The 13,659-nt window shown below is 39.7% G+C and carries 15 protein-coding genes; 3 read left to right on the forward strand and 12 right to left on the reverse strand.

The window, feature by feature from the left end:
- The first annotated feature begins 22 nt into the window (after positions 1-22).
- The 3 genes from HXT44_RS04170 to HXT44_RS04180 all read left to right on the forward strand — a co-directional run bounded on the left by HXT44_RS04170 (position 23) and on the right by HXT44_RS04180 (position 3,840).
- Positions 23-2,656: a DEAD/DEAH box helicase gene (locus HXT44_RS04170; protein ID WP_421782563.1), complete on the forward strand. Its 2,634-nt coding sequence runs from the start codon at positions 23-25 to the stop codon at positions 2,654-2,656.
- A gap of 109 nt (positions 2,657-2,765) precedes the next feature.
- Positions 2,766-3,113, forward strand: coding sequence for an RNA polymerase-binding protein RbpA (locus tag HXT44_RS04175; protein ID WP_004106625.1), 348 nt, complete (start codon positions 2,766-2,768; stop codon positions 3,111-3,113).
- Positions 3,106-3,840 carry an HAD hydrolase-like protein gene (locus tag HXT44_RS04180; protein ID WP_050770710.1) on the forward strand — a complete coding sequence of 245 codons (735 nt, stop codon included), beginning with the start codon at positions 3,106-3,108 and terminating at the stop codon, positions 3,838-3,840. The genes HXT44_RS04175 and HXT44_RS04180 overlap by 8 nt, the downstream gene beginning before the upstream one ends.
- Positions 3,841-4,485: 645 nt before the next feature.
- Here HXT44_RS04180 and HXT44_RS04185 read toward each other — a convergent pair.
- From HXT44_RS04185 to tsf, 12 genes are all read right to left on the reverse strand, one after another.
- Positions 4,486-5,091 carry a MerR family transcriptional regulator gene (locus HXT44_RS04185; protein ID WP_102703127.1) on the reverse strand — a complete coding sequence of 202 codons (606 nt, stop codon included), beginning with the start codon at positions 5,089-5,091 and terminating at the stop codon, positions 4,486-4,488.
- Positions 5,069-5,509, reverse strand: a complete 441-nt coding sequence (locus tag HXT44_RS04190; RefSeq protein ID WP_004108920.1) for an FHA domain-containing protein — start codon at positions 5,507-5,509, stop codon at positions 5,069-5,071. The genes HXT44_RS04185 and HXT44_RS04190 overlap by 23 nt, the downstream gene beginning before the upstream one ends.
- 18 nt (positions 5,510-5,527) lie before the next feature.
- Complete coding sequence (locus HXT44_RS04195; RefSeq protein ID WP_004108919.1) at positions 5,528-6,364, reverse strand: DUF881 domain-containing protein; 837 nt, start codon at positions 6,362-6,364, stop codon at positions 5,528-5,530.
- Between the two features lie 3 nt (positions 6,365-6,367).
- Positions 6,368-6,700, reverse strand: coding sequence for a small basic family protein (locus tag HXT44_RS04200; RefSeq protein WP_004106615.1), 333 nt, complete (start codon positions 6,698-6,700; stop codon positions 6,368-6,370).
- A gap of 2 nt (positions 6,701-6,702) precedes the next feature.
- On the reverse strand, positions 6,703-7,752 hold the full coding sequence (locus tag HXT44_RS04205; protein ID WP_081378935.1) for a DUF881 domain-containing protein: 1,050 nt from the start codon (positions 7,750-7,752) through the stop codon (positions 6,703-6,705).
- A 15-nt stretch (positions 7,753-7,767) separates the two neighbouring features.
- Complete coding sequence (locus HXT44_RS04210; protein ID WP_064621630.1) at positions 7,768-8,376, reverse strand: CDP-alcohol phosphatidyltransferase family protein; 609 nt, start codon at positions 8,374-8,376, stop codon at positions 7,768-7,770.
- Between the two features lie 125 nt (positions 8,377-8,501).
- A complete protein-coding gene (rpe, locus tag HXT44_RS04215) occupies positions 8,502-9,167 on the reverse strand; it encodes a ribulose-phosphate 3-epimerase (protein ID WP_415693735.1) in 666 nt (221 codons plus the stop codon).
- Positions 9,168-9,246: 79 nt separating this feature from the next.
- The gene (gene lgt / locus HXT44_RS04220) at positions 9,247-10,164 is read right to left on the reverse strand and encodes a prolipoprotein diacylglyceryl transferase (RefSeq protein ID WP_004108913.1); all 918 of its coding nucleotides are present in this window, start codon (positions 10,162-10,164) and stop codon (positions 9,247-9,249) included.
- A gap of 42 nt (positions 10,165-10,206) precedes the next feature.
- Entirely contained in the window at positions 10,207-11,238 is a 1,032-nt protein-coding gene (locus HXT44_RS04225) for a phosphatidate cytidylyltransferase (protein ID WP_004108908.1), read from the reverse strand.
- Between the two features lie 33 nt (positions 11,239-11,271).
- Complete coding sequence (gene frr, locus HXT44_RS04230; RefSeq protein WP_004106603.1) at positions 11,272-11,826, reverse strand: ribosome recycling factor; 555 nt, start codon at positions 11,824-11,826, stop codon at positions 11,272-11,274.
- Between the two features lie 19 nt (positions 11,827-11,845).
- Positions 11,846-12,595, reverse strand: coding sequence for a UMP kinase (gene pyrH, locus HXT44_RS04235; RefSeq protein ID WP_004108906.1), 750 nt, complete (start codon positions 12,593-12,595; stop codon positions 11,846-11,848).
- 174 nt (positions 12,596-12,769) lie between these two features.
- On the reverse strand, positions 12,770-13,621 hold the full coding sequence (gene tsf / locus HXT44_RS04240; protein WP_004106601.1) for a translation elongation factor Ts: 852 nt from the start codon (positions 13,619-13,621) through the stop codon (positions 12,770-12,772).
- Positions 13,622-13,659 lie beyond the last annotated feature (38 nt).

A 13,659-nucleotide genomic window follows, 5' to 3' on the forward strand; every position in this document is an offset into this window, starting at 1 on the left:
AAGAAAGCGACTAATACTTTTTATGTCTCATTTATCACAGAAAAAAGACTGCAAAAATAAATCAAGCAATCCAACTGACTGCAATGAGAATGATGTAGTATTATCTCCTTCACAACGTTTCGCAGCTTTTAAAAATACAATGAAGCACGAGCACTCGATGGCATCTAAATTTGAGCGTTCTTTGTCTTTTGAACTTGATGATTTTCAACTTGAAGCTATTGATGCACTAGAAAATGGCAATAATGTTTTAGTTGCTGCTCCTACTGGAGCTGGTAAAACTGTTGTTGCGGATTTTGCTGTATTTCTTGCGCAAAATCGCAATGTAAAAGCTTTTTACACAACACCTATTAAAGCTTTAAGTAATCAAAAATATCACGATTTCTGCGAACTGTACGGCTCAGACAGAGTAGGGTTATTAACTGGCGATACTTCTGTAAATCCTGAAGCAGACATTGTTGTAATGACTACTGAAGTTTTAAGAAATATGCTTTACGAGCATTCGATTACGTTGCAATCCTTAGGTTTTGTCGTTCTTGACGAAATTCATTATCTTGCAGATAAATTCCGCGGAGCTGTGTGGGAGGAAGTTATTATTCACCTTCCGAAATCGGTGAAAATTATTGGGTTGTCTGCAACTGTTTCAAATGTTGAAGATTTTTCTGCATGGCTAGAATCAGTGCGTGGAGAAACTCATTTGGTTGTCGACGAACACAGACCTGTGCCTTTAGAAAGACATGTTGTTATTCAAGAGGATTCTGCAACTGAGCCTGAGTTACTCGATTTATACGACCATGACAATAATGGAAACGTAACTAAGCGCGTTAACCCTGCATTGACTAGGAAACTTAATGAATTCGAGTACCGAGCTCGTCGCCGTAAAGAATCTTACAGCGATAGCAAATACCGTTACAGAAAAGGTAAGAAACACAGAGTTAACGGGGGAGTTGCACAGTTAGATAAATGCGCGAAACGACATACTCCTCGCCGCTGGGCTGTTATTGACGAATTAGATTACCTAGGAATGCTGCCAGGAATTTATTTTATCTTCTCTCGTTCCGGATGCGATCAAGCTGTTCAACAATGTTTAAACGCAGGATTAATACTTACCTCTGATGAAGAAATGTACGAAATACGTAAAATTGTCGACAGTATGGTTGCAAATCAACTTTCTAAAGAAGATTTACACGCTTTAAGCTTTGAACGTTTTCGTTTTGCTCTCGAACAAGGATTTGCAGCACATCATGCCGGTATGATTGCATTATTCCGTCACATTGTTGAAACACTATTTGAACGCGGACTTATTAAAGTTGTTTTTGCAACAGAAACACTTGCTTTAGGCTTAAATATGCCAGCTCGAAGCGTTGTTGTAGAAAAGCTAGTAAAATTTGACGGCACTGGGCATGTACCTCTTACGCCTGGAGAATTTACGCAACTTACAGGTCGTGCTGGAAGACGTGGAATTGACGATATTGGTTACGCAATTCTTGTAGATCATGCTGATTTCGTCCCTCAACAAGCTGCAGCACTTTCTAGTAAACGCGTATACCCGCTACATTCCAGCTTCGTTCCTACGTTTAATATGGCAGTTAATTTGCTGAACTCAAGCGATGCAGACACTGCTAGAACAACACTAGATTGTTCTTTTGCTCAATGGGAAGCTAATGCTTCTGCTGAACGTTTACATAATCGCATGAACGAACTTGAAACAGCTCTTAAAGGCTATAAAGAAGCATTCCACTGCGAACATGGAGATTTTGCTGAATTCTTACAATTACGCATGAAGCTTAAAGAAGCTCAACACGATCAACGCCGTAAACTTAAACATACTTTATTCCGCACAGATGCAGAACGCACAGCAGCGTTTAAAGCGTTGGATGATGTTATTGCAAATCTTAGAGAAGCTGAGCGAACGCATCCGTGTGCAGGTTGTGCAGATATTCAACAACATTTGCGTTGGGGCTACCATTGGATTAGAGAACATAAGGAACTTGATCAAGTACGTGAACGCTACGAATCTCGTACTGGTTCTGTTGCTAGAACTTTTGACCATATTTGTGACGTATTGTACAGTTTGGATTATTTACAATCTGAAGATTCTTCACAAAACCAAATTTTGCACCTTACTGAGCGCGGTCAATTGTTAAGAAGGTTGTATAACGAACTAGACATTGTATTTGCTGAAGCTATTTGCGAGGGAATTTTTAATGATCTTTCGCCGCTTGAATTATTATCGTGCTTGTCTGCATTAGTTTATGAATCTAGAGGACCTGCAGGGGGAGAACCTAGACGATATCCAGGCGGCAAGGATGGCGCGATATTTAATACAGTATTGCGAATGAAAGAATTATTTATGCGTACTAGCGCATTATGCGCAGACGCTCATTTGCCAGCGTTAAGACCGCTTGAATTTGGTGCTGTAGATATTATGTACGATTGGGCTAATGGTGCTGATCTAGCTGAAATTTTGCGCAATACCGACAGCACTGGAGGAGATTTCGTGCGTCAAACTAAACGTCTTATTGATTTACTTACTCAACTTTTTGCAACAGGAGAATATTTACAAGCTATAGATGGCGTAGATAAAAATCTTGCTTCATGCGCTTATGAAGCTGCAAAACTATTAAACCGTGGAGTTGTAGCATACTCAGATGTATAAGTATGAGCATATACAAATAAAATGCATGTATTTTGTATATATAAATCGTTTTTATATATATAGTCCGTGCAATTCGGTAATTTTATAAAGTACTACACAAGGAGATACTATGGCAGAACGCAGTTTACGCGGTATGAGCATTGGTGCGAAATCATTGGAATCTGACGATAATGTAGATTTCGCTGCACGAAATGATGTTGTGTATGTGTGCCCAAAGGGGCATCGCACGATTCTTCCTTTTGCTCAAGGCGCAGAAATTCCTGAAGAGTGGGAATGCCGCTGCGGCACGATTGCACATCGCGAAGGCGACGATGATCGCCCAGATGATGATTTCAACAAGCCGTCTAGGACGCATTGGGATATGCTGCTTGAACGTCGTAGTGAAGAAGAATTAAAAACTTTACTAGACAAGCGTCTAAAAATGCATCATGAGGGCTGGATTCCTGACTATGAGTGAATTCTCAGTGTCTTCAGGATGTACTAGTCGTCACATTATTCTGCTTGATCTTGATGGCACATTAACAAAGTCAGATGCTGGTATTATTACTTGCGCAAAGCTTGCATTGAAAGAGTTGAAACAGCCTATTCCGGACGATGCTGAAATGCACCGTTTTATAGGTCCTTCAATTTTAGAATCTCTTCAACGCAATAATGTGCCTGAATCGCTGCTAGCAAAGGGACTTGCTACGTATCGCAAGTATTATTCTGAAGTAGCAACTTTTGATGATCCTAATAATCCTGGTACAAAAATTTCAGGATGCCTACTTAACAAAGTATACGATGGAATACTTGAGCAACTCACAAAACTTCGTGAAGCTGGATATTATTTAGCAACCGCATCTTGCAAGCCAGAATATCAAGTAAAGCCTATTTGCGATTATTTTGGTTTAACGAAGTATCTTGACGGAATTTATGGCGCGAGTAAAGATATGTCGCGTATTAGCAAAACTCAAGTTATTCGTTATGTTTTTGATGAGATTGATTACAATCCAGAAAAAGGCGACAGAGCTTTGATGGTTGGCGACCGTTGGACTGATGCTGATGGAGCAAAAGATTGCGGCTTGGATTGCTTGGGATGCGCATGGGGTTATGCTGAGCCTGGAGAGCTTGAAGCACACGGATCTTACAGAATTATTGATAGCGTAAGCGAATTAAGCACTGCAATTTGCGAATATTTCGCTTAATCTAATCAGAATTTTTGTCGTAACGGCTTTTTCTTTACACGTGCGTAAAGTTTCGGTCGGATTTTAGTGAGAAAACGACAGTTTCTTTACAACGCTGCACAGTTTCTGCCGGTTGAGCTTATTATTTGACTAGATTTACTTGATATTTATCCGATAATGTACGTTATGTCAAATTAGAGATAATAATCAAACGCAACCAACAAAGTCTCACACTACTATCAAATAATATCCCTACGATATACTTCTTGCTAAATAATCTAAGACTTGCAACTTCGGTACGCACAAAATAGCATTGCAAAAATATTAGCAAAAATAAGCGCGATAATAATCGCATATGACGCAATCAGCGTTGATCTCATTAATAACCAATAATCATCACAAACAAATCCAAAATCGCGAACAATATGCAAAAGCATGTATGCAAGCATTGCGCAAGGAAGCCCACAACAATGCGTAATAACAATACTCCAAGGCATTAAACCAATAGAACTTCTCTTATTACTATTGCTAATACTATTTGATTTCAAATAAGCATTTTTTCGAAATTTTACTAAAAAACGTACGCAAGCAAATAAACTATATAAAAACAATGATACTGAAGCAAACCAGCAAATAACAGCGATAATAACAACTACGAACATGCCATTATCCCCACGTTTCCTGAACAAGACTCCATGAGTTTGAAGATGTATGAGAAGTAGGTTTTGAACAAGATTTGCGAGTAGACTTACTACTTTTTTCTTCAACTTGCGTAGCATCAACAGAATTTTCAGAAGATAAGTCCTCTTCCACTCTAGAAACAATGCGACCAACAGCAATAGCAAATACTGCTAAACCAGAAGCAAGCATACGACGCATATTATCTTGATTCTCATCGCACTCTTGAACAGATTGACCATCACAAATAATAGTCATACTTCTCAAACGTTCTTCTGAGTATCGATTAAGAAAAATAATAGCCGTAGTAACATTAACTAAATTAACACCAGCATCAAGCAGCCTTTTAGCTACAGCCATAATCGCAATATCTTTAAAAGAATACAAACGACGAGAACCAGAACCGCTAGATGCATGAATTGAAGGCTCTATAATGCTTTTACGAGCCCAATAATCGAGTTGCCGGTAAGTAATACCGGCAACCTTCATAGCGACACTACCACGGTATCCTGAAGCGTGATCAGCAGACAAGGAAAAGTTAAAAAGCTCCCCCTGTACTGCATTAATCACATTATCGGACTGTGACTGCGTCATGTGCGAAAAATACCAGTCTGAATTTGCCAATCATAATTTCATCGCCATTATGCAGCACTGATTCATCAACACGTTCACGATTTACATACGTACCGTTTAGGCTTCCAGAATCTGAAATGCTAAACACGCCATTATGGCGCTTAAACACTGCATGCGCACGCGAAACGGTAGAATCGTCTAACAAAATATCAGCATGCGAATCACGTCCAACTGTTACTAAATCTTCATCGAGAAGATAGCGAGAACCAGACACTGCTCCCCTAGTTGAAATCAACAACGCAGTACCAGGAAGTAATTTCGCTATAGTATCAAAATCATCCTGCTGCATAGGACGATCTGAAGTTGTATTCATTGGAATATGAATAGCTGGCATACCAATAATAGTGGTTTCGCCAGCTGTAGGAATCGGTTCAGTCATACTTGCTATTCTACCTTGTTACTCGACTGGTTTTGCATATTCGTACTGTTTTGGTTCGCGTGTCGAAGTAATTTCTACTTCATCAGGCACTGAAACCATTACAGAAGAACCAAATTTAATTTTTAAACGCGACCCAACACCGCCTGCAATATTAACAGCATTTTGCAAATTCTGAGGGTCACCAATTGCTTTCACAATATAAGGAGGATCAATTATAATATTGTCGCATATAAGACCATGTTTAGTTTGCGAAATATAGCTTGAAGTAACTATTCTTACATCGTTAATAGACATAACTTCTACGCCAGCATTTCGCAATTCCTCTATTAGCTGAAACATCGTAGCGGCATCAATATTCTCTTTTTCACCTGCAGTAATGTGAACTACAATACCTTTACCTACTGCCGGCAGACGTCCAGAAATAAGACCATTTGCTTGAGCATTCTGCTGAGCAATACGACGAGCTTCATCTTGTTTATCTACTGCTTCACGCAACGAATTAAGCTGACCTGTTAATTCACTTTTTCGGCTTTCCAAACTCTGAATTTGAGAATGAGTTTCTGTAATAAGACGAGTCAATTCTTCTTCGCTCATTGTTTCATACAAAAGTGAGTTGCTACGATTAACTTGAATCATGTACGCAAAACCTAATAAAGCGCAGAGCAACATCATTAAAAAACCCGTAAATATACGCGCTCGAGTAACGTGACCGCTTAGTGAAGATTTTACTTTACGATGAACTGCTGGGAAAGATCCAGTTTGAGTTTCATCACTTTCACGATCATGCGATTTTTGACGACGCATTTTATGAAGAATATCATCATCTTGTGGAGAATGAGAAAACATTGAAACCATATGCTAACTCCTGAAGATGAAACGACGAATTGCAGAAACGTTAGAGAAAATACGAATTCCTAAAACAACGATAACTGCAGTTTGTAATTGCGCACCTACGCCAAGCTGATTTCCAAGCAAAACAAGCAACGTAGCTGCTATAACATTTGAGAAGAATGAAATAACAAAAACTTTATCCGAAAAGTTTCTTTCAAAATATGCACGTGCAGCACCAAGCAACGCATCTAGTGCTGCAACGACCATAATAGGTAAATAAGGTTGAATGACAATAGGAATATCTGGATGAACAACAACTCCAATTAATACTCCCAAAATTAATCCAAAAATCGCTGCCATGCTTATCTCCTAATTCTCTCATTGGCAAAACTAATATCGCCTGTGTTTGCTGCACTGAGTCGTATAACTCTCGAAGGTGAAACCTGTGGATTAATGCCTGCATTAACTAAAGATGCGTACCATTTCATGCGTTTCATATCATTACATTGTTTAATTAAATCATCAGAATCGCCAATAACTTCAATAACATATGGACTTTGAGTTTGATTAACTCCAATAAGAATAGTTTGACCAGCAACACGAATAGAAGTTTGCGCTCCAAGTCTATGCCCGTTAACAGAAATAGCTTCAGCACCTGCTTCCCACAATAATGACACAAATTGTTGAATATCACGATCTGTAACTAATCGCATTCTTGCGCCATTACTTTCGCGAGGTAAAGAACCGCTATTCACATCGCTCGAAGCAGAAATAGGATTAGCAATAGTCAAAGTAATCCCAGAACCTTCTACAGCATGAGTGCCATTAACCATATCATCTGATTTACTAACTTCATCCTCTTCAGGCGTAGTAATTTTTTGCGACTCATGATCTACGTTATTTCTCAATGACGTTACTTCTTCTACAAGCTTATCGAAACGAGACGTATAGCCAGACAACTCATTAGCTAATGAAGAACGTATTGCTTTTCTAGGATCAGTGTGCAATTTGCGAACAAACTGGCTCCCAACAGTACCAATAGAAACACACAATAAAAATACTATAGCTCTAGTGAACCACAGATTAAACGGTTTAACAGGTTGTTTACTTAATCTTGCATCCATAAACATTGGATCAACTGGACGATTAGTTAAATCATCAATAAGACGCAAAGCATAATCGTCAATATAACGTCTACGATCATGATTGTGAGCAAAACCACTGGAAGACATTACAACATGATGCGTTGAAATACCAGTAAATGAGTGCGAAAATAATGCCCTACGCCTAGTCAGCGACATCCCATCAGGAGCAGCAAAAGACATTGGCATAGTGCTTTTATGAGACGTATGTTTTACATCTAAATCTTTGATACTATCTTTTAAACTAACAAATTCATCTTGCTTAGTCATATGTGCGTACACGCCTTATTTAGTTTTTGTTGACTTAGCAAGTAACAAATAAGCTTGCATATAGTAAAGCAGACCAGCATACCAATATAGAGCAATACCCCACACTCCACATGCAAGTGCAGCAGCATAAAGTACGAGCATAGACTCAGTAGGTACAGCATAAACAATCATTAAAGAAACAATTGAAAGCATAAGAAGTGCTGTGCCAGCTTTACCTACAAAGTTAACAGGCAAAGGACCATAATCTCTTTGCGCAAGTACTATTACAAGTACAGCCATAATAGCATCACGCAATACTACTAATAAAAGTGCCCACCAAGGGATAATCATTGCAACAGCTAAAGCTAACGTACTGCAAAAAATTAATAGACGATCAGCTATAGGATCAAGAATTTGACCCAACTTACTAACTTGATTCAAAGTACGAGCAATATAACCATCAAGACAATCAGAAAACGCAGATATTGCTAAAACAATAAGAGCAAAAGTCATCTGTTGCTGTGTAATAAGCCAAGCAATATAGGGAATTGAACATATGCGCAAAAAACTGATTAGATTAGGTATTGTCAAAACTCGATTCATTGCTTCAGGACTATATTCCTGATTAATAACGAACTTAGTCATAATATCTTCCTCATACGAAATCACACAATTAATCAGCATATATTCGCATCAAAAAAAAACTCGCTTGTTGTGCAATACTTAATATGTTGGGGACATATTTCATGCCCCCAACATACATCTAATATTTATTCACGCCAAGCAGCTTTTGCAGTATTGCGAATAGCTTCAATCGCTTCTTTAGGACTTTCTGCTCCATAAATTGCAGAACCTGCAACAAGCACATCAGCACCAGCTTCAGCAACTATTGCTGCAGTTGAAGGGCTAACTCCTCCATCAACCTGAATATGAGTATTGAGACCACGACGAGTAATTTCGTCACGTAAACGGCGAACCTTATTCATTTGATTAGCTAAGAACTTCTGTCCACCGAAACCAGGCTCAACAGTCATAATAAGAACCATATCGAATTCATCAAGAATATCGAAAATAGGTTCAACTGGTTCCGCAGGGCGCACAGCAAAGCAAGCTTTACAACCCATATCGCGAAGCTGACGAGCTAATCTCACTGGAGCATGAGTAGCACCCATATGAAAACTCACAGAAGCAGCTCCAAGTCTAGCATATTCTGGAGCCCAACGATCTGGATCCTCAATCATCAAATGTACGTCAACTGGAAGTTTAGTAACCTCACAAATTCGCTTAACAATTGGTTCACCCAAAGTCAAGTTAGGTACAAAGTGATGATCCATTACATCGACATGAACAAGATCCGCATTAGATATTGCATCGAGGTCACGCTCAAGATTGCAAAAATCTGCGGAAAGAATGCTAGGTGCTATTTGTATATTCATGTGTACTATTCTAGAAAATGCAAGCGACTAGTTTTATAAAAACAAGATTTTTAAAATTGCTTTTTCAAATACTTGAATCTTACTTACTAGAAGTGTTCTGAGACTCACGTTCTCTTTCGTCTGAAGTTATATCTATAAGTCGTTCAACAAGAGACTCACGAGTACTAGTACTCTTTTGCAGCAAAGCAAAAACAATAGTTGCACACATGAATACGATAATAGAAACCCAAACATTAATGCGCACACCTAAGAAAACATGTGAAAAATCAATTCGCAATGCCTCAATCCACACGCGTCCAATTGTGTACCACATAACATAAAGTGCGAATACGGAACCGGCTTTTAACTTCTTAGCTATAACTTTGCCAAAATAAATAAGCAATGCAGCACCGATGAAATTCCAAATCATCTCATATAAAAATGTTGGATGAAATAATGTGCCTTCTGGGCACGTTAACCCATCATAACATCTTTCACTATGACCTATTGCTTGAGTAGTATCATAATTTAACTTCAAACCCCACGGCAAGTTAGTAGGAGCTCCGTAAAGTTCTTGATTAAACCAATTCCCCAATCTTCCTATACCTTGAGCAATAAGCACAGCAGGAGCTGCACAATCAGCTAGTAATCCAATAGGATATTTACGATACTTGCATAATACACAAGCAGCCAATGCGCCTAAGAATATACCGCCCCAAATTCCTAGACCACCATTCCAAATTCTAAAAATTTCTAAAAAATCACCATTAGAGCCAAAAAACTTTTCTGGAGTTGTAATAACGTGATACAAACGCGCGCCAATTATTCCAGCAGGAAGACTGACTAAAACAAGATCAAGTATCTGGTTAAAATCTCCTCCAAGACGCTTCCATCGACGCGTAGTAATCCACATTGCCATCAAAATACCGGCAAGAATACTAAGAGCGTAAAACTTTATGTTTACAAAGCCAAGAGAAAATTGCGAAATACTTGGCGACGGAATAAAACAGACTGTCATGGCGTCGATATTAGTCTAAGCCCACGATTGCGACAGATAAATTCAGAAATGAGCAAGTTGCAAAAGCACAAGCAGCACAGGACCGCACAGCAAAATAGAATCTACTCGGTCAAGAACACCACCATGACCTTTTAGCAAATGTCCCATGTCTTTAATACCAATATCTCTTTTAAGCATAGAAGCACACAAGTCACCGAATGTGCCAATAATTCCAGAAGAAATACCCATGACTAATGGCATCCACCAGAAATTGAACCAAGAGGAACCATAAAAACCTGCAATAATTGCATATGCTCCTATAATTGCAAAAAGCATTGAGCCTATTAAGCCTTCTACAGACTTCTTAGGAGAGATTCGCGGAGAAAGCTTATGTTTGCCCAACCATGCACCAGCAAATAATCCGCCAGTGTCACTTAATGCAGGTAAAAATACCAAAAGCATAGCGTGAGCAACTGCGTATTTTGTATTTGTAAGAGCTAATACGATGCAAGAAGCTAAAAGTGGAATGTACAACACCACGAATAGCGAAACAGACGTATTCGTAAATAAAGTATGTTCGTATGATGAGCGGTTAGAACCATCGAGCTTTTTTTCTACAGCTTGCATCGTTCTATCTGAAATAGTACTGCTAAGAGTCGCACAAATTACTGTAAGAAGCAAAGATGCAGTAATTCCACTAGCCATAGCAACAGCATGCCATTTTGCATAGTATGTTGCAAAAATAGTTACAAGCGAACATATTGATAACGTCACGAAAGGAATACGCAAACCGAGAGTTGCAAAATCAACATGTAATTCCCACAATGCCAGAACCATAAAAATGGCCATAAGCACGATAAAGACATCAATGCTAATAATTAAGCAAGAAACAATTGCAACAACTAGTATTGCGGCGGTAGCAACTGCCTGAGGCATATTCCTGCCTGTGCGACGATTAATATCACTTAAAGTTTCATGGGTGCCATGTGTAGCAGTATCTGCTTTGTCAGAAGACAATCCTACTTCTGATGCAGTTTTTTCAGCATTTGCTTTACTGACTTCATTGACAAAATTATGCTGTTTTATTTGACTCATACGGCACCCATTCAGTTTGAAACTACAAAAATCTCAGACTTCCATAATTTCTTTTTGCTTACCTTCAAGCAAAACGTCTAAAGAATCAGTAACTTGCTTAGTTACTTTATCAAGCTCTTTTTGTAAACGATCACCTTCATCTTCGCCAAGTTCACCATCTTTAACAGACTTGTCAATAGATTCCTTAGCTTTGCGACGAATATTGCGAACTGCAACTTTGCCTTCTTCTGCTTTATTCTTAGCAAGCTTGACGTATTCCTTGCGACGCTCTTCCGTGAGCTCTGGCATAGTAACACGAATAACATTGCCATCACGATTAGGGCTTACACCTAAATCAGAATCGCGAATAGCCTTTTCAACAGCATTCGCTTGAGAAGCGTCAAAAGGCGTAACTGAAAGAGTTCTAGGCTCTGGAACACCAATAGATGCAACAGCTTTAATTGGAGTTGGAGCACCATAATAATCAACCATAATTCCGTTTAGCAAAGCAGGATTAGCACGACCGGTGCGAATACCCATAAAATTCTCTTTAGTAGCTTCAACAGACTTATTCATCTGTTCACGGGCTTGATCAATTATTGCTGACATGTGTTCTCCTTTATAATATTTAAGCAAATGTTGGCTCTGCATTAGACACTAATGTGCCAATAGATTCTCCAACAAGAGCACTAGTTACGTTACCTTCGCCCTCAAGACCAAACACACGAATTTTTTGATTATTATCGCGAGCCATAGAAAGCGCAGACGCATCCATAACAGCTAAACCATCAACGATAGCGCGCTTGTAGTTTAATGTTAGGAACTTACGAGCAGTAGAATCTTTACGAGGATCAGCACTATATACGCCATCCACACCATTCTTGCCCATAAGAACTTCATCGCAATGAATTTCCAATGAACGTTGAATAGAAACAGTATCAGTAGAAAAATATGGCATTCCGGCACCAGCACCAAAAATAACCACACGACCCTTTTCAAGGTGACGAATTGCTTTCAACGGAATATAAGGTTCTGCAACCTGACCCATTGTAATAGCAGTTTGTACGCGAGTTGCTTGCCCTGCTTGCTCAAGAAAATCCTGAAGAGCCAAGCAGTTCATTACAGTGCCCAACATACCCATATAATCACCACGGCTACGATCAATACCTGCTTGCTGCAGTTCTGCTCCCCTAAAGAAGTTACCGCCGCCGACAACAATAGCAACCTGAACGCCTTGATTCACTGCAGCTACTATTTCGCCAGCAATCCTACGAATGACATGAGTATCAATACCAACAGCACCACCACCGAATGCTTCTCCAGAAAGCTTTAATAAAACCCTACGGGACTTTCCTTCATCCGTTTGTGCAATAGCCATACAGATTCCTCCAGTCATAACGGCGAATGAGGTATATCTTTGTCAGTTTATCTATCAATAACGACACTCAAAACGCACGTTAAGCTGGACAATGAATATAAAAATGGGTTGCGCACAACTTGTGCACGCAACCCTATATACAAGAACAAAAATAAATTCTCATATAATTAGTGCTTATTCAGCAGCACCTTTGCCAACCTCAACGCGAGCAAAGGCAAGAGCGGTGCCACCAACTTCCTTGAACAAGTCACCAACGCTCTTGGATGGATCCTTAACGTATGCCTGCTCGAGAAGTACAGTTTCCTTGAAGAAGGCGTTCATACGTCCTTCAACAATCTTTGGAACAATCTTCTCTGGCTTGCCTTCAGCTAAGGACTTCTCGGTTGCAACGCGACGCTCAGATTCCAAAACTTCTTCTGGAACATCTTCACGGCGAAGCCACTGCGCACCCATAGCGGAAATCTGCAAAGCAGCTTCGTGAGCAACCTTTGCACCAGCTTCGTCAGTAGCAATCATGGAAACGATGCTTGGAGGCAATTCCACAGACTTCTTGTGAGCGTAAATCTCAACGTGTGGACCGCTTACCTTAGCAACCTGACCAACCTTGACATGCTCGCCGAACAAAGCTGCTGCTTCTTCAACAGATTCCTTAACAGTTGCACCATCAGCTGGGGCTGCAAGTACTTCTTCAGCAGTAGAAGCATTAGCTTCAACAGCATGGTCAAGAACAGTGTTTGAGAATTCCACAAACTTTGGTGTCTTTGCCACAAAGTCAGTTTCAGAATTCAACTCAACTGCGTAACCAGTTTCGCCTTCAGCAGACTTAACAACCTTAGAAGCGATGGTACCTTCCTGAGCCTTACGACCTTCACGCTTACCAGCTGCCTGAATACCCTTAGCACGGATGATTTCCTTAGCGCGGGCAACGTCGCCTTCAGCTTCAGTAAGAGCCTTTTTAACGTCCATCATGCCGGCGCCAGTTTCTTCGCGCACCTGCTTAATCAACGCTGCAGTAATTGCTGCCATTTTGTTCTCCTCGTATCAATATGATTCTTAAAAGCTGC

Source organism: Gardnerella sp. DNF01198P (genome assembly GCF_049244165.1).
Lineage (GTDB): Bacteria > Actinomycetota > Actinomycetes > Actinomycetales > Bifidobacteriaceae > Bifidobacterium > Bifidobacterium swidsinskii.